We start from the raw sequence: 26,578 nt of genomic DNA, 5'->3' as shown, positions 1-26,578 counted from the left end.
TGCTGATCGATTCTGCAGGTTTTTCAATCAAGTTAAAACGTCCATCCTTGGCCTCATTACTGCTCCTCACCCTTGAAAGGAAACCCCATGAAAGCCATCGCCTATCGCCAACACGGCCTGCCGATCACCGACCCGCAGGCGCTGATCGACCTCGAACTGCCCGCCCCGCAAGCCGCTGCGCGCGACCTGCTGGTGGCGGTCAAGGCCATTTCCGTCAACCCGGTGGACACCAAGATCCGCGCTAACGCCGCGGTTACCGAGCCCCGCGTGCTGGGCTGGGATGCAGTCGGCGTGGTCCAGGCAGTGGGCAGCGAGGTCAGCCTGTTCAAGGTCGGTGACGAGGTGTACTACGCCGGCGACCTGACCCGCCCGGGCAGCAACAGCGAACTGCACCTGGTGGACGAACGCATCGCCGCGCTCAAGCCCAAAAGCCTGGACAACGCCAGCGCCGCAGCCCTGCCGCTGACCAGCATCACCGCCTGGGAGCTGCTGTTCGACCGCCTGGGGGTGACCGAAGGCGGTGGCGAGGGGCAGTCGTTGCTGATCATCGGTGCGGCGGGTGGCGTCGGCTCGATCCTCACCCAGTTGGCGCGCCAGCTCACCCGGATGACTGTGATCGGCAGCGCCTCGCGCCCTCAGACCCAGCAATGGGTAACCGAGCTGGGCGCCCACCACGTGATCGACCATAGCCGCTCGATTCCCGAGAAACTGGCGCGCATCGGCGTCGGCCAGGTCAGCCACGTCATCAGCCTGACCCACACCGATAGCCGCTTCGCCGAACTGATCGAGGCGCTGCAGCCCCAGGGCCACCTGGCCTTGATCGACGACCCCAAGACCCTCGACGTGGTACCGATGAAGCGCAAATCGCTGTCGCTGCACTGGGAGCTGATGTTCACCCGCTCGATGTACCAGACCGCCGACATGATCGCCCAGCACCAGTTGCTGACGCGGGTGGCGGAACTGATCGACAGCGGCGTGCTGAAAACCACCTTGGGCGAACACTTCGGCACCATCAATGCCGCCAACCTGATACGTGCCCATGCACTGCTGGAGAGCGGCAAGGCCCAGGGCAAGATCGTGCTAGAAGGGTTCTGAGGCCATTCGGTGACAAGCGCCCTGCACCGATCGTGCTTCCCAACCGCAGCGTAAACAGCAAGAATCGCCACCTCACCACCGGTAGCGGCGTTCAGCATGGATATGCCTTGGGTCTACACGTTTTTCGATCTGCTCGGCACCCTGGCGTTCGCCCTCAGCGGCGCCATTGCCGCGCGGCAACGGGGCCTTGATCTGTTCGGCATCGTCACCGTGGCATTCTGCGTGGCCTGCGGTGGCGGTATCGTGCGTGACGTGTGCCTGGGTGCGGTGCCGGCGGCAGGTTTGCTCGACGTGCGCTACCTGGGCATTGCCTTCGGCGCTTCGCTGCTGACCATCCTCGCCTACGCCACCGTGCAGCGCATCAGCCAGCCGGTGCAGTTGTTCGACGCCCTGGGCCTAGGTTTTTTCGCCGTGGCGGGCGCCCATAAAGCCTGGCTCTACACCGGCAACCCGCAACTGGCGGTGATGATGGGCGTACTCAGCGCGGTCGGTGGCGGCGTGATCCGCGACATTCTGCTCAACCGCACCCCGCAGATTCTCGAGAAGGAAGTCTATGCGCTGGCAGCGTTGCTGGCGGCGCTGATCCAGGTGGCAGGCGACTGGGCCGGGGTGCGCGCCGCCAGTTGGTCGGCGCTTGGCATGATAGCGGGTGTGGGGCTGCGCCTGATGGCGCTGCGGTACAAGTGGAACCTGCCGCGCTTTACCGGCGACAACTGAAGCAAAATGCCATCATCGGCGCTCGACGGTCTCAAGATTCGCCAGGTACCGCCGATAGCGTGGCCAGAAGAGCAGTCGGCCACTTGACGGCGACCCTATTGGGCGTCCAGGTCATCGATCTGCAGTAATGAGGTCGCCCGTGATGAATGCGCCGCTGTTGTCCAGCACCCTACGCTTGCCCCTGCTTCTGGCGGTGCTGGCGACCTTTGCCTTGCCGGCGGTGCAAGCGCAAATGATGCAGCCCGCTGTGGAGGCGGCGTTGCAGGTGCCTTTGCAAGTGGTCACCGAAGAGTTGCCGCCCTACAACATGACCGTCGACGGTCGTCTGACCGGCATGGGCACCGAAGTGGTCGAGGCAGCCCTCAAGGAAGCCGGCCTGAGCGGCCCCATCCAGTCCATGCCCTGGGCGCGGGCCTATGACCTGGCCCTGAATGACGACAACGTACTGATCTATTCCATGGCCCGCATTCCCGAGCGCGAGGCCCAGTTCCAATGGGTGGGGCCCATCGCGCCAACCACCTGGTACATGTATTCGTATGCCGAACGGCCAATCCCGCTCAATAGCCTGGACGACGCCAAGGCCTATCAGAATGGTGTGGTCAAGCAGGATGTCGGCGAGCTGTACCTGATCGCTCGCGGCTTCAGCAATGGCATCAATATGCAATCCAGCAACCGTCGCGAACTCAACTACGAAAAGCTCAAGTCCGGCCACATCGACCTGTGGATCGCCAACGAACTCAATGCCATCTGGCTGGCACGTCAGGCCGGCGACGATCCGGCCAAGACGCTCGTACACGCCCTCGCCCTGCCCGATCTGGGCGGTGACGCCGGCCTCTACATGGCGTTCAGCCTGAAAACCCCGGCGCCGGTGGTCGCGCGCTTGCGCCAGGCCCTGCAGCGTATCCACGACAACGGTACCTACGCGGCCATCGCCCGGAAGTGGATGTAGATGGCCGCCCACCCCGACCCGGAAATCACCGAACACCTATGGCCCCACAGCCGCACCTCCGCCTCGCTGGGGCGCCGGCTGGTGGTCGCGACGCTGCTGTTTTGCCTGGTCTTTACCCTGGGCACCGTGGCCGTGCGTACCTGGTTCGCCTGGAACAACAACCTCAAGGCCATGAACGCCGAATTGCACCTGATCGACCAGGTGTTCCAGGGCACCCTGGCCAAGGCGGTTTGGGAAATGGATCGCGACGCTCTCAAGGAACAACTCGACAGCGTCGCCGCCGCCGCGCCGGTCGGCCAGGTGACCCTGCGCATCTTGCGCCCCGGCCGCGACCCAGAGGTCCTCGAACGCCGCCGCGACCGCCAACCCGACAACGCCGGTGCGCCTTCGCTGCACCGCGATCTGGCCGTTACCCCCTACCCCGACGCCAGTGAACAGGTCGGCGACCTGACCATCGTCGGCGACCCCAGCCTGCTCTGGCAGCGCCTGTGGAAAGAGGTGGCGGTAATCATCCTCACCCAGGTGATCCAGTCGCTGGCCCTGGCCGGGCTGATCATGGCGATGTTCAACCGCACCGTCACCGTGCACGTACGTCACGTGGCGCGGCACCTGTCGCAACTGACCCCCGCGACCCTGATGCAGCACCTGCGCCTGCGTCGCCAGCGCCGCAACGGTGATGAACTCGACCTGCTCGAAGCAGGCGTCAATCTGGTCCAGGACAAACTGGCCACCTACCTGCAGCGCCAGCACCAGGACGAACTGGCCCTGGCCGCCAGCCGCGACCAGCTGGCCGAACTGGTCGAGCAGCGCACCGCCGAGTTGCGCGCCGCCAACGTGCGTCTCGAGGCGTTGTCGCGCTTCGACCCGTTGACCGGCCTGGCCAACCGCCGCCATTTCGATGAACTCAAGGCGCTGGAATTCAACCGGGCGGTGCGCCACGAGCATCCCTTGTCGGTGCTGATGTGTGACATCGACCACTTCAAGCCTTACAACGATAGCCACGGCCACGCCATGGGCGACCAGTGTCTGAGCAACGTGGCGATGGTCATGAGCAACGTGTTCACCCGTTCCGGCGAGCTGGTGGCGCGTCTGGGCGGTGAAGAGTTCGCCGTGCTGTTGCCGGGCTTCGATCTGCTCCAGGCCCATCAGGCGGCCGAACGACTGCAAGCGGCGCTGGCTGCCGCCCGACTGGCCCACGGCGCTTCTCCCGTGTCGCCCTACATGACCTTGAGCATCGGCGTCGCCGAACTGGATCGCGCAACCATGGACCGATTCGATCAACTGCTGCAACGTGCCGACCAGGCGCTGTATCGAGCGAAAAGCCAAGGCCGCGCCCGGAGCGTCAGCTGATGCTGCGCCTGCCCGCCCGAGGCCTGCGCCACGCCCTGTCGGCCCTGGCGCTGATCCTGTATTGGCACGCCGCCAGTGCTGAAACCATCGAGACCGTCACCGAGGATTCGTCCTACAGCTACATGCAGGACGGCAAGGTGGGGGGTGTCGCCGGCCGTATCGTCGAGGCAGTGCTCAAGCAGGCCGGGATGGATGACTACCACATGGCGATCTACCCATGGGCGCGCGCCTACGATCGAGCGCTGCGCGAACCGAATGTCATCATATACCCCATTTTGCGTACTCAAGATCGAGAGGATCTATTCAAATGGGTGGGTCATCTCGACTGGACTCTGCCCGTGCTCTACAAACTGCGCGCGGGCCCGCAATTGCGCATTGCCATCCTGCAGGACGCCATGGCCTACCGAGTGGGCGTGCTGCGCGACGACTACCGGGAAAAATACCTGCACGACCAGGGCTTCACGCGGCTGGTAGTTGCGGCCAGCAACCAGGAAAATTTCAACCGCTTGCTTAACGGCCAGGTGCAACTGGTGGCGATGCCCGAGCGCGATGCGCGCAAGTTCTGCGCCGACGCGCGCGTGCCCTTCGAGACGCTGGAAAAGGCCTATGCCATGGACGATCTGACCCGCGAGATCTACATCGCCTTCAGCCGCGCCACCGCGGATGAAGTGGTCGAGCGCGTGCGCGCCGCCTACGCGCAATTGCAAAGCACCGGAGTGCTCCAGCGCCTGTTGCAGGAACAACCCTGAGTGGCGTTAGAGCGGCGGTGAACCCTCCGGCCCCTTCGCCAGCAAGCTGTGCTCCCACAGGTGTGGCGAAGGGGCCGGCAAGCCTGTCTCCCACAGTACAAACCGGGCCTGAGCCTTACGCCTGTGGGAGCACAGCTTGCTGGCGAAGGGGCCGGCACGGTTTGCCCAAATACATAGAATCTCCCACAGGCTCGAGTCAACTGTGAGCCAGGCTCGGCCGCGAACGCCCCAGCCGCGTCAACGCACCTTCTCGGCCTCTTCCTGCGCGCGGTCGGCATCGAACAACCGCGACAGTTCGGCCCGTGCTTCCTGGGCGCTTTGCATGACCTTGGCAGCGTCGTCGTAGACCTTGTGCTGCTTCTGCAGCAACTGCTCGTCGTGCAGCTTGAACCGCCGAATCCGCGCATCCGCCTGAGACTGGCTCAAGCCCAGCCCCATCAGTGTGCGCCGGCTCATCTCCAGGCTTGAGTAATAGGTCTCGCGCACGGCCACCGCCCCCACATCCACCAGCCGATGCACATGCTGACGGTTGCGCGCGCGGGCGATGATCTTGATGTGCGGATACAGACGGCTGACCAGCTCGGCGGTACGGATGTTGATGTCCGGGTCGTCGGTGGCAATCACGAAGTATTCCGCCTGCTCGACCTTGGCCGCCTGGAGGATTTCCGGGCGCAACGGGTCGCCGTAGAACACCGGTACGTGGCCAAAGCTGCGGGAGAACTCGACACTCTCCACCGCAGTGTCGAGGGCGACGAAATTGACCTTCTGCGCCCGCAGGATCCGCGCGATGATCTGCCCCATGCGGCCCATGCCGGCGATCACTACTCGCGGCGCATCGCTTTCGATCTCGCTGTACTCGGCGGGTATCTCCCGCGGTGGCAGCGGGCGCGCCTTGAGCAGACGCCGGCCCAACAGCAGCAACAGCGGGGTCAGGGCCATCGACAAGGTGATGGTCAGCACTAGCAGGTCATACAGCGCGGCATCGAACAGCCCCTGATCGCGGCCGATCTTGAACACCACAAAGGCGAATTCACCGCCGGCCGCCAGCACCAGCCCCAGGCGTAGCGCACTGCGCCGATCAAGCCCGCCCCCCAGGCGCCCGATGAATATCAGCAACGGCAACTTGATCAGCACCAGCAGCAGGGTCAGGCCCAGTACCTGAGCCGGCGCCTGGAACAGCAGGCCGATATTGGCGCCCATGCCGACGCTGATGAAAAACAGCCCCAGCAGCAGGCCCTTGAACGGTTCGATTTGCGATTCGAGTTCGTGACGGTATTCGGAATCGGCCAGCAGCAGACCGGCGAGAAACGCCCCCAGGGCCATGGACACCCCCGCCAGATCCATCAGCCATGCCGTGCCGATGACCACCAGCAACGCCGTGGCGGTGGACACCTCCGGCAGACCGGTACGGGCGACGATGCGAAACACCGGGCGCAGCAGATAACGTCCACCCACCACCACCACGGCGATGCTGCCCAGCACTCGCAGGCCGTGATTGAGCGCATCGCCGCCCTCGCCCTGATTACCACCGGCCAACAGCGGCACCAGGGCGATCAGCGGGATGGCCGCGATGTCTTGAAACAACAGAATGGCGAAGGCCAGGCGACCGTGGGGCGCGTTGAGCTCCTTGCGTTCGGCCAGACTCTGCAATCCGAATGCGGTGGACGACAGCGCCAGCCCCAACCCCAGCACCACCGCGCTGTTGAGCGGCTGGCCGAACCCGAGCAAGGCCACACAGCCGATCACCAGACCGGTCAGCAGCACCTGCGCCAGGCCCACACCGAACACCGATTTGCGCATCACCCACAAGCGCTTGGGCGACAGCTCCAGGCCGATGATGAACAGCAGCAGCACCACGCCCAGCTCCGAGACATGGGCAACGCTCTGCGGATTGCCAATCAACCCCAACAATGAGGGCCCGATGATCACCCCCGCCAGCAGGTAACCCAGTACCGCCCCCAATTGCAGGCGCTTGGCCAAGGGCACGGTAATGACCGCCGCCAGCAGGAAAACCACAGCCACCTGAAGCATGTTGCCTTGTTCCGGCATTCGCCAGATCTCCCTTTGCAGTTGAGCGATAAACCGATGACGGCACAAAACGGGCGCGCGAGGACGCCACAGGCGCAAAGAATAAACGAGGAATAAGACTGAAAAAGGACTTTTTCAGCCTTTGTCGGGCGGGGTGAATTTCTTGACCATCCCGATCACGTCATCGATCTTGAATGGCTTGTCGAAAACGGCGTTGAACAACTCGGGATGTTCACGACCTTGGGCGCTTTGAGCGCCGCTCATCAGCAAGATCGGCAAACTTTGACAATCTTCGCGGGCCCTGATGGCCTTGGCGAACTCGAGCCCGTCCATCCCCGGCATCATGAAGTCGGTGATGACCAGTTCAGGCCGCTCGCGCGCCAGCACCTCTAATCCCTTAATGCCATTGCTCGCGGTGACGGTCATATAACCTTCATCCTCGAGCGCTAACCCGATTATGTCGGCAATCAAATACTCGTCATCGACGATCAGGATGGTGGTCATTTCACATCGATCCGGATGACATCAGCGATTTGTTGTCGGAGTGGCAGAACCTGATAGCACGGATTCGGCGTTCTTGAACGCCGCCTTGCTCAGGTTTATTCCTTTGTCTTTGATGACCATCTCCAGCAAGGATGAATCGTAAATACTGTCTCTGACTTTAAGAATGGTCAGCAAGCGCTTAAGTTCAGATTCAAATTCAACGAAGCGCATCAACAGTATATTGTCGACCACACTGGATAAATCCGGCACGGGCGAGGTTATTTCAGGCCCAAATAAACCCCGCACTTCCCAAGTTGCAAATACCGTAACCCCGCGTGCGCGCAACTCGCCCATCAAGGCGCTGAAGAACTCGGTCAGACGCACTGGATTGCTGGCCACGCGGGTCATGCCACCGAGGCTGTCGATCATCACCCGCCTGATGTTCTTCTCGTCGACCAGGCGCAGCAGATTGGCGCCCAGGCCATCGAGCAAGCCTTCAGTGGTCGGCTGCCACGCCACATGCAGCGCGCCGGTATCGAGCATGCCGGTAAAGTCGAAGCCCAATGCGCTGGCCTTCATGCACAGGCGCTGCGGGGTCTCGTAGAAACCGAAATGCAGACCCGGCTCCTCGACCGTGGACGCCGCCAGGAAGTTGATCCCCAGGCTGGTCTTGCCGATACCCGACGGCCCCATGGCCAGGGTCACCGACGAGCGCGCCAGGCCGCCACCGATCAGACTGTCGAGGGACGCCATGCCACTGGTGACACGGGTCATGTCGGCCTGATCGGCGCGGGACGGATGACTGTAGAGCGACTCGAGGCGCGGGTAGATGACGATACCGTCGTCGGTGATCTCGCACTCGTGCAGGCCCGACAGCGCACCGCTGCCACGGGTCTTGCGCAGCTGAATGCGCCGCACCGAGCGCGTGCCGAACAGTTCTTCGCCCATCTCGATGACGCCATCGACCATGGTGTGCTCAGGGCTGCCGTCGTCCAGACGCGAACTGGTGAGAAACAGTACGGTGCAACCGGCAAAGGCCGCATGGCCTTGCAGTTCGGAAATGAATTTTTTCGTGTCGATCTGCGAGTCGGCCTTGGAGCGTGCGTTGAGCAGGCCGTCGACGATCATCACCGTGGCTTTCTGCCGGCTGATTTCGCGGCGCAGCAACTTGACGACTTCGTCCAGGCCTTCGTTTTCGAGGGTATCGAAGGCACTGACGAACTGAATGTCGCCGCCGATTTTCGAGGCGTCGAAGAAACTCAGCGTGGACAGGTACTGGAACAATCGCTCATGGGATTCGGACAGCAAGGTGGCGACCAGCACGCGGCCGCCGTTGCGCACATGATTGAAGCCCAGCTGGTTGGCCAGGATGGTTTTGCCGGAGCCCGGACGACCTTGGATGATATAGGACGAACCGGCCACCAGACCGCCCTTCAACAAGGCATCAAGCCCTTCTATTCCGCTCTTGAGGCGTGTTAGCTGTTCCAAGATCCGGTCTGCCTTTGTCAATTGTCGCTAGAAGTCTGTTGCGCGAGCGCAATAAGCGCCGGGAGCCAAGGGGTGCTGGACCGTTGGCGGGGCGGGCGCTTTTGAAAGTAGCGGCGATTCTATCCGTTTCGGACATTTTCTGCATTGAAAAGAGTATTGACAGTAAAAGACTCAACTATTGCGGCTCGGCAAAGTCACAACTGCGTGGCCAGTGTGGCCCCTGTTCTTCCACCCGGCCTCGAGGTTACATGAGTTTTATCCTTTGCCTGACGGTCATGGGCGTCCTGTTGCTGATCCTGGCGCTGACGTCTTCCTACCTGCGCTGGTTGCCTGTCACCACTTCGGCGGTGTGCCTGCTGTTCGGCCTGGGCATCGGCCCGCTGGGCCTGAACCTGTTCGATCTGGATCTGCAAGACGCCGCGCCGTGGCTGGAACGCCTGACCGAAGTCGCGGTGCTGTTCTCGCTGTTCGGCACCGGCATCAAATTGCGCCTGTCCCTGGGACGCTCGGCCTGGCGCGCCGCCTATATGTTGGCCGGGCCGGTGATGATCATGACCATTCTCGGCGCGACGCTGGTCGCCCATTACGCCTTGAACCTGGACTGGGGCGTAGCCGCGCTGCTCGGCGCGATGCTGGCGCCTACTGATCCGGTACTGGCCAACATGGTGCAGGTCAACAATGCCCAGGACTTCGACCGGGTGCGCTTCGGCCTGTCCGGCGAGGCGGGCCTGAACGATGGCACGGCCTTCCCATTCGTGATTTTCAGCCTGTTGCTGCTGCAGCAAGGCTCGCTGGGCGGCGACTGGGTCGGCCAATGGGCGCTGAAGAGTCTGCTCTGGGCGGTGCCGGTAGGCCTGTTGATCGGCTACGCCCTCGGGCGGCTGATCGGCCAGTTGATGATCTACCTGCGTATCAAGTACGCCGACAGCACGATGTCGCCCAACGACTTCCTGGCCCTGGCGCTGATTGCCCTGAGCTATGTCGCCGCGTCGTCAGTGGGGGCGTTCGGCTTTCTGTCGGTATTCGCCGCCGGATTGGGGCTGCGACAGGCCGAGGCGCGTTCGTCGGGCAGCGAAGTGCCGGCCGAACATCTGACTCAACCGGTCCTGGGCCATAGCCTGTCGGCCAAACCCGAGCAGGCGGTGGCTGGCAATTACGATGAGCTGGAAGCGCCGCAGCTGGCGGCCGGGGTGATGATGGGCGACATGCTGGCGTTCGGCAGCCTGGTGGAGCGCTCGATGGAGGTGTTGCTGATCACCTTGCTCGGCACCCTGCTGGCCAGTTACTGGGACTGGCGCGCCATGGGCCTGGGGCTGGCGCTGTTCTGCGTGATCCGGCCGTTGAGCGTGTGGTTGCTGGTCGGCCCACGGCTGCTCAACCGCCATCAGCGGGCGTTGCTGGGCTGGTTCGGGATTCGTGGGATTGGGTCTATCTATTACCTGTGCTTCGCGCTGGGCCATGGCCTGCCCGATGACGTCGCGCGGACCTGCATAGGTTTGACGGTGTCAGTGGTGGCGCTGAGCATCCTGTTGCATGGCGTCAGCACCCAGCCGCTGCTGGAGCATTATGAGCGGCGCAACAGCGAACAGGTGTAGCCGCTACCGGCCTGCCCTTTGGTGAGGGGGCTTGCTCCCGATGGGGTATGTCTGACGCCATGATGGTGTCTGGCCCACCGCATCGGGGGCAAGCCCCCTCACTACAGGGTTGTATCGGGCAGCAGCGTTAGATCGGGCATCAGGGTTGTATCGACCATCGATGTTATATCGGGCATTTGAGTTATCCCCGAGAATGCAATCAACGCAGCCGCTGCAGCAATGCGTTCACATCGTCATAGGTCGGGGTGCGGTGAAAGTTGGCGGTGTTGTCGAAGGTCGAGAAATCGAACTCGCCAAACCCCGCTACCTGCGCACCGGCCGCCAATCCTGCCTCTGCCCCGGCGATGCTGTCTTCGACCAACAGGCATTCATGGGGCTCCAGCCCCAGCAAGCGCGCAGCTTCGATGATCAAGCCCGGCGCCGGCTTCCAGGAACGCACTTCATAGGCACTGGCGATATGCTCGAAATGTTCGAGCAGCCCCGCCTGCCCCAGGCAGGTCTCGATCTTCAGCCGCGGACCATTGGAGGCCACGGACTTGGGCAGGTCGAGACTGGTGACGAAGGCCTTGGCGCCGGGCATGGGCTGCAGACCTTGGCGAAACGCCTCCAGACTGCGCTCGCGGAACGCCACCATGAACGGCTCGCCATCCAGGCTCGGGTGCTCCTTGCACAGTTCGGCGATGAACACCGCGAACTGCACGCCGCGAAAACGCCGCAGCACTTCGGCTTCGGGCAGTTCGATGCCGCGCTCGATGAGCATCTTGTGCAGCAAGGCTGCCGCGACGTTTTCACTGTCGACCAGGGTTCCGTCGGAATCGAAAATCACACCTTTTATAGCCACATGCCACTCCTCGGCTCATTCATTGGCCCGTGGCCGCCTGTAGCGTACCCCCGGGCGTAACGCCCATCTGATCTTTGCGACACCCTAGAGTTCAGCCGCAAGCGGGAAAGCCCGCGTCTCGGAGGCGCGAAAGTGAAAGATAACTCAGCCGCGAGCCGTCTAGGTAGCGCCTCATAGCGCATCGCTATATATTCCACTACACACCGATTGTTCTGAGCGTTCAATGCCCCGCCTCCCCCGATGTTCCCTGCCGTGGCTCAGCGCGCTATCGCTGCTGGCGGCAAGCCTGCTGGCATTGTCATGCGGGCGTTACGCGATATCCCTGAGCGAATCCGTGCAATTCTTCAAGGCCGCCGCTGGCCTGGGCGACATGCCGGCCGGGCGTTTTCAGCTGCTGCACGGTCTGATCATCGAATCACGGCTGCCACGGGTGGTGGCCGGCTTGCTGGTGGGCGCCGGGCTCTCGGTATCCGGCGCTGCGTACCAGGCGGTGTTTCGCAATCCACTGGTGTCCCCGGGGCTGCTGGGCGTACTGAGCGGCTGCGCGTTCGGCGCCGCGCTGGGGATCATCCTGCAACTGCACGGCCTGGCCATCCCGGCGCTGGCCTGCGTCACCGGGCTGATTGCCGTGGCCGTCGGGGTGGGCATCGCCAATCTGTTTTACAACCCCTCGATCATGCTGCTGGTGCTCGGCGGCATCGTCGCCAATGCGCTGTTCACCGCGCTGCTGTCGATCACTCAGTACCTGGCCGATCCGGTGGATCAACTGCCGAGCATCGTCTACTGGCTGCTCGGCAGCCTCAGTGCCGTCGATCACCAAGCGCTGGGGGTCATCGCGCCTTTGCTGATGATGGGGATCGTGCTGCTGTGCCTGGGCGGTCGTGCCATCGATGCGCTGTCCTTGAGCGACGACGAAGCCCATAGCCTCGGCGTACCGGTGCGCAGTATCCGCTACGGGGTGATCGTGCTGGCCACCCTGATTTGCGCACTGACGGTCAGCCTGGCCGGCATGGTCGGCTGGGTCGGCTTGCTGGTGCCGCATCTGGCGCGGCTGCTGGTGGGCCCGAGCAACGCCCGGCTGTTGCCGGTCAGCGCGTGTCTGGGCGGGGTTTTTCTGCTGGCCGCCGACGGTGCCGCGCGCAGCCTGGCGCCGGGGGAGATTCCACTGGGGATCATCACCGAACTGTTCGGCGCAGTGGCCTTCGTGCTGGTGCTGCAACGCGTGCGCAAGGGCTGGCTATGACCTTGTTGCGCACCGAGTCACTCAGTTACCACCTGGGCCAGCGGCCGATCCTGCAGGACCTGTCCGTGACCCTGCACGCCGGCGACAACATCGCCCTGCTCGGCGCCAACGGTGCCGGCAAAAGCACCCTGCTGCGCCTGCTGCTGGGGTTGATTCGTCCCGCCAGTGGCCAGGTCTATCTGGACGACCAGCCACTCAATGCCCTGAGTCGTCGCGCCATCGCCCGGCAATTGGCCTACGTGCCGCAAAGCCATGTGCCGAGCTTCCCGTACAGGGTCGAACACATCGTCGCCCAGGGTCGCCTGCCGGTCACCGGCCTGGGCCGCGCACCGGGCGCCGCCGATCTGCACGCCGTCAGCCTTGCCTTGGCACAATTGGGCATCGAAGCGCTGCGCGAGCGGCTGTACACCGAGCTGTCCGGTGGTGAACGGCAATTGGTGCTGATCGCCCGTGCGCTGGTGCAGCAAGCGCGCCTGATCATCCTCGACGAGCCCATCACCGGCCTGGATTTCGGCCACCAATTACGCTTGCTGGCCTTGCTCCAGCGCCTGGCCGAGCAAGGCCTGTGCGTGCTGTCGAGCAGCCACCGCCCGGAACAGGCACTGGCCGCCAGCAACCGCGTGCTGGTGCTGCACGACGGCCGCCTGCTCGCCGATGGCGCGCCCCACGAGGTCATCGACAGTGCCCTGATGCACCGCCTCTATCACGTCTCGGTGCGCCAGATCGACACCGAAGGCCAACGCTTTTTCGTCCCCTTGTGAGAAGCCCCACCATGCTGCGCAACCGCCGTCGCTTGCCCTTCACCCCGCTGCTGCTCAGCGCTGCGGTTCATCTGGCCCACGCCGACGAGGTGCAACTGGCCCCCATCGACGTCAACGCCGTGGACAGTGCCCAGCAGCAGGCGCGGGACAAATCCGCCACCGTCGGGCCCATGGGCCAGCGCAAATTGCAGGACACGCCCTACTCCATCAGCGTGGTGCCCCGCGACCTGACGCAAGACCAGCAGCTCAAGAGCTTCAAGGACATGATCCGCTACCTGCCCTCGGTCCAGGCCGACGGCGCGCGCCCGCAGACCCGAGGGTTCCAGGGCAGCGTGGTGCAGAACTCGCGACTGGACGGCCTCAACGTGGTCTCGACCACCGACTACCCGGCCGAGCAATTGGGCGGCGTCGAGGTGCTTAGCGGATTGTCCGGCTCGCTGTACGGCCCGGCCAACCCGGCCGGTACCTTCAACCTGCTGTCCAAACGCCCCACAGACTTCACCCGCAACCGCGTCACGATCGGCCTGGGCACCGGCATGAGCTGGCTCAAGGCGGTCGACCTCAGCGGCCCCTTCGATCCCGAAGGCAAGATCAGGTACCGCCTCAACCTGGTCGACGAGCAAGGCCACAGCTATGCCCCCGGCAGCACCTTGCGCCGCCAGCTGGTGAGCCTGGCCACGGATTTTCAGCTCAGTGACGACACGGTCATCGAGACCAACCTGAGCCACTACAACTATCTGGACAAGGGCTTGCCAGGCAAATTCGCCACCAGCGGCAACGGTGTCACCCTGCCCCACGCCCTCGATGCCACCCGCAGCAATCTGGGTCAGAACTACGCCGGCGACAACAACACCACCGACACTGCCAGTGTGCATTTCAAGCACAACCTCAACGACAACTGGAAGCTCGACATCGGCGCCCTGCGGCAGATCGCCGACCGCGAATCCACGGCCGTCACCAACACCTTCACCGACAATGCCGGCCACTACAACAGTTCGGTCTCAAGTGCCACGGCCAGCCGCTTCACCATCAACAGCTACCTGGCCAACCTCAATGGCACGGTGTACACCGGCAGTATTCAACATCAGCTGACCTTCGGCCTCACCGGCTTCGACTGGGACAACTACAACCCGGTGGCGGGTGCCACGCAAAAGCTGGGCAGCTCGTCGTTGAGCGACCCGCCCAACTTTGCCGAACCCGACTATCCGGACTTCACCGACCGCTACCATTCGGCAAACGCCACCTCGCGCTCGCTGATAGTCGGCGACACCCTGACCTTCAATCCGCAGTGGAGCCTGATGCTCAGCGGCAGTCAGAGTCGCCTGACCACCGACAACTACACGCAAACGGCCGGACACTTCAGCAACCAGGCCACCGGCATCAGCAGCGCCGAGAGCCTGATGTACAAGCCGGTCGAGGACTTGACCCTGTACGTGACCTACGCCGACAGCCTGCAACAAGGCGACAGCATCCCTGCCGGCAGCCTCAATGCCGGGCAGATCCTCTCGCCATACCGCAGCCGCATGGTGGAAGTGGGCGGCAAGTGGGTGGTCGATGGCGTCAACCTGTCGCTGGCGGCGTTCCAGATGAAACGCCCGTTCGCTTACGCCCAGAACGACGTCTACGCAATTGCCGGCCAGCAACGCAACCGCGGCCTGGAATTCATGGCCGACGGCAGCTTGACCCGTAATCTGCGGATGTTCGGCGGGGTCACCTGGCTCGATCCCAAACTGCTCGACACCGGTACCCCCAGCACCGAAGACACCCGCATCGTCGGCCTGGCGCGCACCACCGCCAACCTCTTGACCACCTACCAGATCGAGCAGGTACCGGGGTTGGCGGTCAACCTCAACGCACGCTACATGAGCGCGCGCCCCATCGATGACAGCAACGATCACTGGGTCGGCAGCTACGAGACCTTCGACCTGGGGGCCAGCTACAGCACCCGCGTGCTCAAGCGCGACACGGTGTATCGCCTGGAAATGACCAACGTCGGCAACAGCCATTACTGGACCAACATCGTGCCGGGCGGGCTCAACGGCTACACCGGCGCCGGGCAGACCAGCGCCAGCCTCGGCGCACCGCGGATGCTGCAGGCCTCGGTGCAGGTGGATCTGTAAATGCGCAGGTACCCTCTATTGCTGGCTGCGATGTGCCTGACCAGCGCCGCACATGCAGCCAACCCAGTGGTGAGCGGGCTTGCTGCCGATCAGGGCTCGGCAGTCACAGTTGCACCGTCAGATACACCGCAATCGGGAGCAAGCCCCCTCGCCACAGGAGCCACCAGCGCGGCCAGGTGCGTACGCGACGACAGCGGCCGCGAGGTCGAGCTACCCGCTCAGGTCAAGCGCATCGCCGATGGCTGGTACGCCCACCACGTGTTGCTGATGACCCTGGGCGCCGGCCAGCGGATCGTCGCCACGGTCAATCATCCGCAAGGCCAGCCGTGGATGTTCAAGGTGCTACCCAGCCTGAACCAGGCCACCGCCATCAACGGCACTGCCTTCAATGTCGAAACCCTGCTGAGCGAGCGCGTCGATCTGGTGTTCGCCAGCAGCGGCGATCGCCAGGCGCTGGCCTATGAGCAGGCCGGCGTGCCAGTGATGCGCATGGGCTATACCGACCTGCCCGGCCTGCAACGCTCCATGCTGGCCACCGCACAGGCGCTGGGCGGGACCCAGCCGATGGTTCGCGCCAAGGCTTACAACAGCTATCTGGACGCGCAACTGACCAGGCTCATGGCCCGTGTCGGCGACCTGCTCCCGGCCCAGCGTCCACGGGTGCTGCATATCGCCTCCCTCGACCCGTTGAAGGTCGATGGCAGCGATACCCTGATCGACCAGTGGATTCGGTTGGCAGGCGGACGCAATGCCGCGCAAGGCCTCAAAGGCAACCTGCAAGCAGTCTCGGCCGAGCAGTTGCTGGTCTGGCAGCCCGATGTGATCGTGCTCGCCGCCAACGCGGGCGACATCGGCCCGTCTTCGCTATTGCGCCAACTGCCCGCCGTGCAGCAAGGCCACGTGGTGCGCAACCCCGCCGGAGTGTTCCCGTGGGACCGCTATGGCACCGAAGTCGCGCTGCAGTTGCAGTGGGCCGCACAACTGCTGCACCCGGAGCGCTTCAAGGACGTCGACATGGTCTCCAGGACCCAGGATTTTTACCGGCAGTTTTTCGATTACTCGCTGACCACAGAGGACGCTCAACGCATTCTCGCCGGCCTGCCACCGCAGGTTCCTCGCTGATCCGACCGAGTGGCTAGCTCGGCTGAGCCATGACCTCCTGTGCAGTTCGCCCGGCATGGACGGCACAATCATGCAGAATGCATGAAAAAGGATTTACAACTTTACATAGCTATTTGATTTCTAAGGTATTTATAAAACACAGGCGTTGGCATGACATCTGCTCCTGCACTGGTACGGATCTGCTTTGGATCTTCACTGCCCGCGACATTGGAGTATTACAACAATGGTTACCTACGCCGAAACACCTACCCTGACCCAGCCCGGCGGGCTGGCCAGAGATACCGTCACAGACCGCAGCCACACGCACCGATCAGGGGTTTCCTGGGCAGCGATCTTCGCTGGCGCGGCGGGGGCCGCGGCCTTGTCGTTGATATTGATCCTGCTGGGCAGCGGCCTCGGCTTTTCTGCCATGTCGCCTTGGGCGGATCGCGGCGCCAGCGCCACCACCCTGGGCATCTCGTCGGTCGTCTGGCTGGCGTTGACGCAGATCATTTCGGCAGGCATGGGCGGCTATCTGGCCGGTCGCCTGCGCTCACGCTGGGTGAATACTCACGGTGACGAGGTGTATTTCCGCGACACCGCCCACGGTTTTCTGGCGTGGGCCGTTGCCACACTGGTTACTGTCGCGCTGGTTGTCGGTTCGGCCAGCGCCGTGGTCAGCGGTGGTGCCAAGGCGGGAGCGGCAGTAGCGGTCGGCGGCGCGAGCGTTGCCGGTGCAGCTGCTGCCAACAGCAGCGACCCCTACGGCTACTTTATCGATGCGCTGTTCCGCGACAGCCGTCCGGTCGCGGTCAGCGATGACGCTGCCCACGGTGTAGTGAGCCGCATCATCGGTCGCACGATCTCCAATGGTGGCCAACTGGCCGCTGATGACCGCGCCTACCTGGCCCAGATGGTCACTCAGCGCACCAACCTCACCCAGGCCCAGGCCGAGCAGCGGGTCGACCAGATCTACGGTCAGGCGCGTCAAAGCGTCGAAGACGCCAAGGTCGCCGCCCAGAAAGCCGCTGACCAGGCTGCCAAGGTCGCTGCCGCTGCTGCTTTGTGGATGTTCGTGGCACTGCTGTGCGGTGCGTTCTTCGCCAGCTTCGCAGCCATCTATGGCGGTCGCCGTCGCGACGCCGTGACCTATGTCGAAACCGAACATCACCGCGCCAGCGCGATCTGAATCAAACCCGAAAGGAGATCCATCATGCGTTCATTACTGTTGTTCTTTCTCGGTGTGCCAATCCCTGTGATCATCCTGATCGCCCTGTTCATGCATTGACCGCAACCCTGTAGCGGGGGGGCTTGCCCCCGAAAATGCTCCGCCTGATGAAGATGTTCAAGGCGGCAGTTTTTCGGGGGCAAGCCCCCCCGCTACGCTTCTGGCGCCAGTTTGTAACCCAAGCCATGCACGGTGTGCAGCAGCGGCTGCTCGAAGTCCTTGTCCAGGGTGCGCCGCAACAGATGGATGTTGCTGCGCAGGCTGTCGCTGCTGGGCACATCCCGCCCCCACACCGCCTCTTCCAGTTCCCGGCGTTGCACGATGCCGGGGCTCTTGCGCATCAGCAGTTCGAGGATTTTCAGGTTGGTCGGGTTGAGCCTGAGCAACTGCCCATCTCGAGTCACTTCCAGGGTGTCCAGGTCGAAATGCAAGGCACCGACCTTCAGCATGCGATTGCCCCGTCGGCTGCGCCGCGCCACCACCGCTTCTATCCGCGCCAGCACCTCGCTCATGGCGAAGGGCTTGGTGACGTAGTCATCGGCGCCGACATCGAAGCCGGTCAAGCGATCGGCCAACTCGTCCCGGGCACTGAGCATGACAATAGCAACGTTGGACTTGGAATGATGGCGCAGCGTATGGCAGATCTGGTTGCCGTCGATGCCGGGCAGCATGATGTCCAGCACGATCGCGTCGAATGGTTTCGAGGCCGCAAGGTTCAAACCGATCAGGCCGGTAAGCGCGCCCTCGACTTCGTGCCCTTTGAGGGTGAAGAACTCGATCAGGTTGTCGTGAATGTCCTGGTGATCTTCCACCACGAGAATACGCATCGGCCGTCTCCTAAACTTTTAGCAGCTGCACGGTGAACCGGCAGCCATTGGGTTCGCGGGTGCTCAGGCTGACTTCCCAGCCCTGGCTGTTGCAGATGCGCTGCACCAGCGAGAGCCCAAGGCCCAGCCCTTCACCGCGTTTTTCCGGCCCGCGGATGAACGGCTCGAACATCGCATCCTGTTGATCCGGGGCGATGCCGATACCGCTGTCCTCGACGGTAAAACCGGTCGGCGTCAGGGTCAGGCTGACGAAACCGTAATCCGAGTAGTGCCAGGCGTTGCGCAGCAGATTGCCCATGACCGAGTGCAGGAATGTCTGATTGTAGAGACCGGTCATGGCTTGGTCCGGGTGATAGATGAATTCCAGGCCCTTGGCCTCGATCTGCTTGCCCCAGATGTCCGCCAGCTCGTCGGCGGTCGCTCGCAGGGTCACCAGGTTGCCTTGCGCGGTGACGTTGTCCTTGTCCCGCGCCAGCAGCAGAAAGGTCGCTACCAGCTGCGTCATGGCCTCGGTGGCGCGGGCAATGCGCGTGACCTGCTGACGAGCGCGCGGGTCCAGCACCGAGGTCTCCAGCAGCACGTCGCAGGAACTGGCGAGGATCATCAATGGCGTGCGCAGTTCATGGCTGACATCGCTGGTGAACATCTGCTCGCGACCCAGCGCCGCGCGCAGCTTGCTCAAGGCCTCATCGAAGGCCAGGGCCACCTCGCCCACCTCGTCGGCGGCGTAATCAGGGGACAACGGCGGCGCCATTTCCAGCAACTGATCGCGATGGCGCACCTGGCGCGACAGGCGGATGACCGGTGCCATCACCCGGCGGGCGAGCATCCAGCCCAGCAGCACGGCGAGGATGATGCTGAGCACGAAGCCCGAGGTGACCACGGTGAACAGCAACCGCTCGCGCTGCTTGAGGTCTTCCTGGTCACGCAACAGCACGTACTTGCGATCGCCCACGGTCTGCACCATGGCGTAGTAGGTCTTGTCGTCGCGGCTGATTTCCTGGAAACCCTCGGGCAGCGGCTTGAGGTCCTCGGTCATGGCCATGTCGCCCTGGCCTTCGGTGGCGAAGAACAACTCGTCCTTGTCCGGCTGGAAACGCCAGTCATCGGCGTTGTCCATCATCAACAGGCGATGCAGGTTGCCGCTCAGGCTGATGGTGGTCAGCTTGCGCTCCACCACATGCACGGTGGCAACGATACCGACGGCGAACACCCCAGCGACAAAGGCGCTCATCAAGGCGAAGACCACAACGATTCGCCTCGCCAGGCTTTGTTTGAATTCCATAACGCTCCAAAACGACGCACCGACCTCAAACCGGTACGTTCCCCCTGATTACCAACCCTTTGGTGCGGCGACGCTCGAACCAAAGATAGACCACGGGGGTGGTATACAGGGTAAGCACTTGCGATACCAGCAATCCGCCAACAATTGTGATCCCCAGCGGCTGGCGCAGCTCGGCGCCGGCGCCGTGCCCGAAGGCCAGCGGGATGGCGCCCAGCAAGGCCGCCATCGACGTCATCAGGATCGGCCGCAGGCGCAGCAGGCAGGCTTCGCGCACCGCGTCCAGCGGTTCCATACCCCGGGCCTGACACTCGAGGGTGAAGTCGACGATCATGATCGCGTTCTTCTTGACGATGCCGATCAGCAGGATGATGCCGATCATCCCCAGCACCGACAGGTCCAGCCCCGCCAGCAGCAGGGCCAGCAGCGCGCCGAACCCGGCCGAGGGCAGCGTCGAGATGATGGTCAGCGGATGAATGGCGTTCTCGTACAACACCCCGAGCACGATATACACGGTGATGATCGCCGCCAGAATCAACCACGGCTGAGACTTGAGCGAAGCCTGGAAGGCCTGGGCGGTGCCCTGGAAGCTGCCCTGTACGGCATCGGGCAGGCCCACCTGCAGGGCCGCCTGATCGATGGCGTTGACCGCATCGCTCAAGGCCATGCCCGGCGCCAGATCGAACGACAAGGTGATGGCCGGGAACACGCCCTGGTGGTTGATGATGATCGGCACCTGCTCGTGGCTCAGGTGCGTCAGCAGGTCGAGGGGCACCATGGCGCCGCTGGTGGAGCGCACGTACAGGTGCGCCAGGGTCTCGGTCGAAGTCTGCCAGCTGGGGTCCAGCTCGAGGATCACGTGGTTCTGGTCCAGCGCGGTGAACATGGTTGCCACCTGGCGTTGGCCGAAGGCGTCGTAGAGCACGTCGTCGATGGCCTGAATGCTCACGCCCAGCCGCGCCGCCGTGGCGCGGTCGATGGTCAGGGTCGCCTGCTGGGTGCCCTGCTGCTGGTCCGAGGTCACGCCAGTCAATTGCGGCAAGGTCTTGAGCTTGTCCATCAGCACCTTGCTCCAGCGCTCCAGCTCGGCGGTGTCCGGGTCCTGCAGGGTGTACTGGTACTGGGTCTTGCTGACCCGCCCACCCACCTGGATGTCCTGCTGGGGTTGCAGGTACAGCTTGATGCCCGGCACCGCATCGAGCGCCGGTTGCAGGCGGCGGATGACTTGCTGGGCACTGGCCGTGCGCGCCTCGAACGGCCTGAGGTTGACCACCATCCGCGCCTGACTGATGGTCGGGTTGGGCCCGATCCAGAAGTACACCTTGGCCACGGCCGGGTCAGCCTGGACCACATCGGCGAGCTGCGACACCAGCCCGAGCATCTGCGCCGGTGAGGTATCGGCGCCGCCTTCGGCGATACCGGTCATCAGGCCGGTGTCCTGCTGCGGAAAAAAACCCTTGGGGATGACCACATACAGCGCCGCGGTGGCCAGCACCGTGACGATGGCGAAGGCCAGGGTCAGGCGCTGATGGCCCAGCACCCAGTCGAGGCTGCGCCGATAGCCGTCGTTGATGTGGTCCAGCACGCGCTCGCAGGCCCGCTCGAAGCGATTGGCGGGCCGATCCTCGGCGTGGGGCTTGAGCAACCAGGCGCAGAGCATCGGCGTCATGGTCAGGGACACCGCGCACGACACCAGGATCGCCACACTGACGGTCACCGCGAACTCGCGCATCAAGCGCCCGACCATCCCCGACATCAGCAGGATCGGCAAGAACACCGCGATCAGCGAGATGGTCATCGAGACAATGGTAAAGCCCACCTCGCGCAAGCCATCGCCGGCCGCCTGCAAGCGCGACTTGCCCATTTCCAGATGGCGAACGATGTTTTCCATCACCACGATGGCATCATCCACCACGAAGCCGACGGCGATCGCCAGGCCCATGATCGACAGGTTGTCGAGGCTGTAGCCCAGCAGGTACATGACCCCGAAGGTGCCGATCAGCGACAGCGGGATGGTCATCGCCGGGATCAGCGTGGCGGTGGCCTTGCGCAGGAACAGGTAGATCACCACGACCACCAGCAGCACCGAAATCATCAGAGTGAACTGCACGTCCTTGATCGAGGCGTCGATGGTCTGGGTGCGATCCCCGGCGACCAGGATCTGCACGTCCCGCGGCAGCGAGGCAGTCAGTACCGGCAGATTGGCCTTGATGCCGTTGATCGTCGACAGCACGTTGAAGCCCGGCTGCTTGTGGATGTCGACGATCACCGTCGGCTCGCCATTGATGCGCGCGTACTGCTCGGTGTCCTCGGCCCCCGCCACCACCCGGCCGATGTCGCTGACCTTGATCGGCACGCCGTTGCGATAGGCGACCACCTGATCACGATAGCCCTGGGGTTCGAGCAACTGATCGGAAGTGCCCAGGGTCACGGTGCGCGTCGCGCCGTCGAGGTTCCCCTTGGGCTGGTCGAGGGTACTGATGCCGACGATGCTGCGCACGTCTTCGAGGGTCAGGCCGCGGGCGGCCATGGCGTCGGGGTCGATCTGGATGCGAATGGCCGGCACCTGCTGGCCATGGAAATCCACCTGGCCGACGCCGGGCAGCTGCGACAGGCGCTGGGCCAGGTAGTTATCGGCGTAGAGGTTGAGCTCTGGCAGGGTGCGGGTCGGCGAGGTGACCGCCAGCGACAGCACCGTGGCTTCGGCCGGGTTGATCTTGTGGAAGGTCGGGTCGGTGGTCATGGTCTTCGGCAACTGCGACTTGGCCGCCGACAGCGCCGCCTGCACGTCACCGGCGGCGCCGTCGATGTTGCGGTTGAGGTCGAATTGCAAGGCGATCTGGGTCTTGCCGGCGGCGCTCGACGAGGTCATCGAGGTCACCTGCGGCACCGCCGCGAAGGCTCGTTCCAGAGGCGTGGCCACCGAGGAGGCCATGGTCTCGGCGCTGGCACCGGACAGCGTCGCGGTGACCTGAATGGTCGGGAAATCCACGGTCGGCAGCGCTGCCACCGGCAGTTGCAGGTAGGAGAAAATCCCCAGCAACAACACTCCCGCCGCCAGCATGCACAGGCCGACGCGCCGCTGAATCAGGCTGACCAGCGCGTTCATGGCTGCACCGCCGGGGTGCTGGCCGCTGGCAGCACCCTGACCTTGACGCCGCTGGCGATGCGCGATTGGCCTTGGATGACGACGGTTTCACCGGGCTGCAGGCCGCTGCTGATCCACTGCATGCCGTCGACCACTTGCTTGGCCTTGACCGGGCGCACCTGAACCTTGTCATCGGCGCCGAGCACGTAGACGAAGTTGCCGTCACGGCCCAGCTGCACGGCGTTGACCGGCACCACGGTGACGTTGCGCTGGGTGTTGACCAGCAACCGCGCGCTCACCAGCTCCCCCGGCCACAGCTGGTACTGGCTGTTGTCGAACTGTGCCTTGAGCTGGATCTGGCCACTGCTGGCCGCCACCTGGCTATCGATAAAGCTCAGCTTGCCGCTGGCCAAGGTCCTGCTGGCGTCGCGACGCAGGGCCAGCACTTGCAGGGGCTGGCCTTTGGCGTTTTCTTCGAGGATTTCCGGGAGTTGATCCTGGGACACGGAAAAGGCCACGCTGATCGGATTCATCTGCGTGACGGTCACCAGGCCGGTGGCTTCGGCGCCGTGGGCGATGGCACCGACATCCAGCAGGCGCTGACCGGTGCGGCCGTCGATTGGTGCCCGCACCTGAGTGAATTCCAGCTGCAGCCGGGCGTTATCCAGCGCGGCCTGGTCAGCCTGGACCGAGGCGACCTGAGCGGCGACCTCGGCGCGATAGGTATCGACGTCCTGGGTCGGGCCGGCCTTGGCGTTGGCCAGGTTGACGGCGCGATCCAGATTGACCTTGAGGCTGGCCAGCTGCGCCTGGTCCTTGGCCACCAGCGCCTTGGCCTGATCGACCTGGGCCTGATAGACCCGCGGATCGATCTGCCCCAGCAAAGCGCCGGCCTTGACCGTCTGGCCTTCCTCGAACAGCACCTTCTGCAGCTCGCCATCCACCCGCACCCGCACGTTGACGGTATTGAGGGCCTGAACATTGCCGATGGCGTCGAGCCAGATCGGCAAGTCCTGCTGGGTGACCTTGGCCACTCGCACCGGTACCGGGCCGCCGCCAGCGTGGGCGCTGATGGGCTTTTCGGCGGGCCAGTAGGCATACACCAGCGCAACCAGGGCGGCGAGCACCACGAGGATGACCACCGAGCGCAGGCGCAGCCGAGGTTTGACGACAGGATCGTGGACATTCATCGGCGCGTTCATCGTTTGACAGCCTGAGAGGAAGTAGAAGCGGCAATGGCCTGCGGCGAGAAGTCGCCACCCAAGGCGCGGAACAGACCGACGGCGGCCTGCAGGTGCGCCAGTCGCACTTGCAGCAGCGAGTCTTCGGCCTGGTATTGGGTGCGCTCGACGATCAGCAGGGTCTGGAAGTCGGTGGAGCCGAGGCGATAGCGCACTTGGGCCAGGCGCGCGGATTCGCGGGCCGAGGTGACAGCGGCCTGGCTGAGGCTGTAGTTCTTGTCGAGCTCGCGGGTGGCGCTGAGCTGGGTTTCGACGTCTTGCAGGGCGAGCAGCATCGATTGCCGATAGCTGGCGGTCAGCTCCTGCACATGGGCCTGATCGAACTTCAACTGGCCCTTGAGTTGGCCGCCCGTGAACACCGGTTGGGCCAGGGTGCCGATGGCACTCCAGATGCCACCGCCGGCGAGGGTGTCGACACCCGCCAGCAGGTCAATGGACAGGCTCGGCAGGAACGCCGCACGGGCGACGCCGACATCGAAGTTGGCCGATTGCAACCGTGCTTCGGCTGCCTGCACGTCCGGGCGCTGACGCAGCAGGCCGATGGGCAAGCCGGCCGACGGCTGCGGTGCCTGCAGGGTGTGCAGCGCCGGGCCATGGATATTGAAACCTTCGGGGGGCACGCCCGTCAGCACGGCCAGCTGATACAAGGCCTGATCGCGCTGTTGCTGCAGGGTCGGCACGGCCGCCTGGAAAGTTTGCAGAGCGTTGCGCTGTTGCTCGACTTCAAGGTTGGACACCGCGCCCTGGCTGGCCTGGTATTGCACCAGTTCGAGCACTTGTTCGGCGTCCTTGGCGATCGAGCGCGCCAGGTTCAGGCGTTCGTCCAGCGACAGCACGGTGAAATAGGCGTTGGCGATGTCGGCGCTGAGGGTCATGCGCAACGTCTGCGCGTCAAATACCGTGGCGTCGGCCAGGGCATCGGCGGAGCTGGCCCGGGCGCGGTTCCTGCCCCAGAAGTCGAGCTCGTAGGTGGCCTCGCCAAACACGCTGGCCTTGGGGGTGACGCCGTAGTTGTTCTGGCGTTGCTTGAGGCCGCCCAGACTGACCTGCGGGAACTGCGCCGCGCCGACTAGCTGAGCGCTGCCTCGGGCTTCGTCAATGCGGCTGATGGCGGCCTTGAGATCGTAGTTGCGACTCAGGCCTTGATCGATCAGTTGATCGAGCTCGGGGCTGGCGAAGCCGTGCCACCACTGCCCACCGGCCGCAGGTGCGACTGCGGACTGACCGTCCCAGCGATCGGCCACCGGCAGATCGGGCGTGTGGTAACTGGGCACAATGGAACAGCCTGCCAGCGTGGCCAGCATCACTACAGCGGGAACATTGAGCAATCCACGGGACATCGACACACAGCACCCCAAGCCAACACGAACGGTTGTGAACAGGGTGCAGATTAGGGGGCGGCGTTTAGCGCCGGATTCGCCGCGGGATAAACTTTTGTTTAGGGATGCCGCATCGGCCGTTGAAGCCTTGACCCTGTCGCTCAAGTGGACGGTGGACCAGACTGCGTAGCCGTTCGGATCGCCTGCAGCGGCCTCGGTGAGGACAAACCTTCCTGTTGACGCGCGGACGTATCGAGACACAGTTGGTCATTTGCATTGTGTGACGCCTGACGTCACGCTATGCTGATGATCAAGACCTTCCAGCATCAAGGCCTCAAAGCCTTCTACCAGAGTGGCTCTACCCGCGGGATCCGCGTTGAGCATGCGCGGCGGCTCGCCCGAATGCTGCCGATTATCGATCGGGCGGCGGTTCCTGGCGATGTCGATATTCCCGGCTGGCGGCTACACCCGCTCAAAGGCAAGCTGGACGGCTATTGGTCAGTGAGCGTTTCTGGCAACTGGCGCCTGATATTTCGCTTCATTGGCTCGGATATCGAACTGGTCGATTATCTTGATTACCATTGAAAGGAGCCCTCGCATGGCTATGCATAACCCGCCCCACCCCGGCGAAACACTACTCGAAGATGTACTGCCTGCTTTAGGCCTGACGATCGCCGCGTTCTCCCGCCATCTGGGTATCTCCCGCGAAGCGCTGTCGCGCGTCCTGCATGGCCGGGCGGGTATCTCTATCGACCTTGCGCTGCGGCTGGAACAAGCAGGCATCAGTTCCGCAAGGCTGTGGGTTGGGATCCAGGCTGACTATGATCTGTGGCGGGCTCGCCAGCAGACCCGCCCGACCATCGAGCGGCTGGCGGTCGCGTGATCGCGGCAGCTATTACCGTGCGATGTTGACGCGAATACCGAGCTTGCTCAGGCGATGGCTGATCTGCTGATCTGCTGATCTGCTGATTTCTGGGGGGATTGGGATTGGGGAGTGGCCCTGCTTGCGCTCCAGCCTGGGCGGCGCCCCACATTGGCCCCTCGCTGACGCTCGGGGTTCCCGCGTTCCGGCT

At 63.7% G+C, this 26,578-nt stretch carries 22 protein-coding genes; 13 read left to right on the top strand and 9 right to left on the bottom strand.

Annotation, left to right across the window (positions count from 1 at the left end; all coding sequences use genetic code 11):
- Positions 1-87: 87 nt before the first annotated feature.
- The 5 genes from AC3WJP_RS22435 (at position 88) to AC3WJP_RS22415 (ending at position 4,860) form a co-directional block, all read left to right on the top strand.
- Positions 88-1,095 (top strand): zinc-binding alcohol dehydrogenase family protein, encoded by a 1,008-nt coding sequence (locus AC3WJP_RS22435; protein WP_493722865.1) that lies wholly within the window; start codon positions 88-90, stop codon positions 1,093-1,095.
- A gap of 96 nt (positions 1,096-1,191) precedes the next feature.
- Entirely contained in the window at positions 1,192-1,812 is a 621-nt protein-coding gene (locus AC3WJP_RS22430) for a trimeric intracellular cation channel family protein (RefSeq protein WP_493722866.1), read from the top strand.
- 232 nt (positions 1,813-2,044) lie between these two features.
- Entirely contained in the window at positions 2,045-2,761 is a 717-nt protein-coding gene (locus tag AC3WJP_RS22425; RefSeq protein WP_493722905.1) for a substrate-binding periplasmic protein, read from the top strand.
- Positions 2,762-4,111 (top strand): GGDEF domain-containing protein, encoded by a 1,350-nt coding sequence (locus tag AC3WJP_RS22420; protein ID WP_493722867.1) that lies wholly within the window; start codon positions 2,762-2,764, stop codon positions 4,109-4,111.
- Complete coding sequence (locus tag AC3WJP_RS22415) at positions 4,111-4,860, top strand: substrate-binding periplasmic protein (protein WP_493722868.1); 750 nt, start codon at positions 4,111-4,113, stop codon at positions 4,858-4,860. The genes AC3WJP_RS22420 and AC3WJP_RS22415 overlap by 1 nt, the downstream gene beginning before the upstream one ends.
- A gap of 237 nt (positions 4,861-5,097) precedes the next feature.
- On the opposite strand, the gene AC3WJP_RS22410 is transcribed toward AC3WJP_RS22415, so the two are convergent.
- From AC3WJP_RS22410 to AC3WJP_RS22400, 3 genes are all read right to left on the bottom strand, one after another.
- Positions 5,098-6,909, bottom strand: a complete 1,812-nt coding sequence (locus tag AC3WJP_RS22410) for a monovalent cation:proton antiporter-2 (CPA2) family protein (protein WP_493722869.1) — start codon at positions 6,907-6,909, stop codon at positions 5,098-5,100.
- Between the two features lie 114 nt (positions 6,910-7,023).
- Positions 7,024-7,392, bottom strand: a complete 369-nt coding sequence (locus AC3WJP_RS22405; RefSeq protein ID WP_493722870.1) for a response regulator — start codon at positions 7,390-7,392, stop codon at positions 7,024-7,026.
- 21 nt (positions 7,393-7,413) lie between these two features.
- Positions 7,414-8,862: an ATPase domain-containing protein gene (locus AC3WJP_RS22400; protein WP_493722906.1), complete on the bottom strand. Its 1,449-nt coding sequence runs from the start codon at positions 8,860-8,862 to the stop codon at positions 7,414-7,416.
- Between the two features lie 245 nt (positions 8,863-9,107).
- On the opposite strand from AC3WJP_RS22400, the gene AC3WJP_RS22395 reads away from it, so the two are divergent.
- Positions 9,108-10,454 (top strand): cation:proton antiporter, encoded by a 1,347-nt coding sequence (locus AC3WJP_RS22395; RefSeq protein ID WP_493722871.1) that lies wholly within the window; start codon positions 9,108-9,110, stop codon positions 10,452-10,454.
- A 199-nt stretch (positions 10,455-10,653) separates the two neighbouring features.
- Here AC3WJP_RS22395 and AC3WJP_RS22390 read toward each other — a convergent pair whose 3' ends face one another.
- Complete coding sequence (locus tag AC3WJP_RS22390; protein ID WP_493722872.1) at positions 10,654-11,295, bottom strand: HAD family hydrolase; 642 nt, start codon at positions 11,293-11,295, stop codon at positions 10,654-10,656.
- A 223-nt stretch (positions 11,296-11,518) separates the two neighbouring features.
- Here AC3WJP_RS22390 and AC3WJP_RS22385 point away from each other — a divergent pair, with 223 nt between their 5' ends.
- The 5 genes from AC3WJP_RS22385 (at position 11,519) to AC3WJP_RS22365 (ending at position 17,709) form a co-directional block, all read left to right on the top strand.
- Positions 11,519-12,538 carry a FecCD family ABC transporter permease gene (locus AC3WJP_RS22385; protein ID WP_493722873.1) on the top strand — a complete coding sequence of 340 codons (1,020 nt, stop codon included), beginning with the start codon at positions 11,519-11,521 and terminating at the stop codon, positions 12,536-12,538.
- Positions 12,535-13,299 (top strand): ABC transporter ATP-binding protein, encoded by a 765-nt coding sequence (locus AC3WJP_RS22380; protein ID WP_493722874.1) that lies wholly within the window; start codon positions 12,535-12,537, stop codon positions 13,297-13,299. The genes AC3WJP_RS22385 and AC3WJP_RS22380 overlap by 4 nt, the downstream gene beginning before the upstream one ends.
- Before the next feature lie 11 nt (positions 13,300-13,310).
- Positions 13,311-15,419 (top strand): TonB-dependent receptor, encoded by a 2,109-nt coding sequence (locus AC3WJP_RS22375; protein WP_493722875.1) that lies wholly within the window; start codon positions 13,311-13,313, stop codon positions 15,417-15,419.
- Positions 15,420-16,541 carry an ABC transporter substrate-binding protein gene (locus AC3WJP_RS22370; RefSeq protein ID WP_493722876.1) on the top strand — a complete coding sequence of 374 codons (1,122 nt, stop codon included), beginning with the start codon at positions 15,420-15,422 and terminating at the stop codon, positions 16,539-16,541.
- A gap of 223 nt (positions 16,542-16,764) precedes the next feature.
- Positions 16,765-17,709 (top strand): hypothetical protein, encoded by a 945-nt coding sequence (locus AC3WJP_RS22365; protein ID WP_493722877.1) that lies wholly within the window; start codon positions 16,765-16,767, stop codon positions 17,707-17,709.
- A 191-nt stretch (positions 17,710-17,900) separates the two neighbouring features.
- Here the strand turns inward: AC3WJP_RS22365 and AC3WJP_RS22360 are convergent, their stop codons facing one another.
- The 5 genes from AC3WJP_RS22360 to AC3WJP_RS22340 are packed head-to-tail and all read right to left on the bottom strand — an operon-like array spanning position 17,901 to position 25,526.
- Complete coding sequence (locus AC3WJP_RS22360; protein WP_493722878.1) at positions 17,901-18,575, bottom strand: response regulator transcription factor; 675 nt, start codon at positions 18,573-18,575, stop codon at positions 17,901-17,903.
- Between the two features lie 10 nt (positions 18,576-18,585).
- A complete protein-coding gene (locus tag AC3WJP_RS22355) occupies positions 18,586-19,860 on the bottom strand; it encodes a sensor histidine kinase (RefSeq protein WP_493722879.1) in 1,275 nt (424 codons plus the stop codon).
- A 25-nt stretch (positions 19,861-19,885) separates the two neighbouring features.
- Positions 19,886-22,966: an efflux RND transporter permease subunit gene (locus AC3WJP_RS22350; protein ID WP_493722880.1), complete on the bottom strand. Its 3,081-nt coding sequence runs from the start codon at positions 22,964-22,966 to the stop codon at positions 19,886-19,888.
- The gene (locus AC3WJP_RS22345; protein WP_493735693.1) at positions 22,963-24,147 is read right to left on the bottom strand and encodes an efflux RND transporter periplasmic adaptor subunit; all 1,185 of its coding nucleotides are present in this window, start codon (positions 24,145-24,147) and stop codon (positions 22,963-22,965) included. The genes AC3WJP_RS22350 and AC3WJP_RS22345 overlap by 4 nt, the downstream gene beginning before the upstream one ends.
- Positions 24,144-25,526 carry an efflux transporter outer membrane subunit gene (locus AC3WJP_RS22340; RefSeq protein WP_493722882.1) on the bottom strand — a complete coding sequence of 461 codons (1,383 nt, stop codon included), beginning with the start codon at positions 25,524-25,526 and terminating at the stop codon, positions 24,144-24,146. Before AC3WJP_RS22340 ends, AC3WJP_RS22345 begins: the two co-directional genes overlap by 4 nt.
- Positions 25,527-25,811: 285 nt before the next feature.
- On the opposite strand from AC3WJP_RS22340, the gene AC3WJP_RS22335 reads away from it, so the two are divergent.
- Both AC3WJP_RS22335 and AC3WJP_RS22330 read left to right on the top strand, forming a co-directional pair.
- The gene (locus AC3WJP_RS22335) at positions 25,812-26,090 is read left to right on the top strand and encodes a type II toxin-antitoxin system RelE/ParE family toxin (protein ID WP_493722883.1); all 279 of its coding nucleotides are present in this window, start codon (positions 25,812-25,814) and stop codon (positions 26,088-26,090) included.
- Between the two features lie 13 nt (positions 26,091-26,103).
- Positions 26,104-26,388, top strand: a complete 285-nt coding sequence (locus AC3WJP_RS22330) for a HigA family addiction module antitoxin (protein WP_493722884.1) — start codon at positions 26,104-26,106, stop codon at positions 26,386-26,388.
- Positions 26,389-26,578 lie beyond the last annotated feature (190 nt).

The organism is Pseudomonas sp. GW821-FHT01A09 (assembly GCF_058986725.1).
This window is presented reverse-complemented; position numbering and strand designations above follow the sequence as displayed.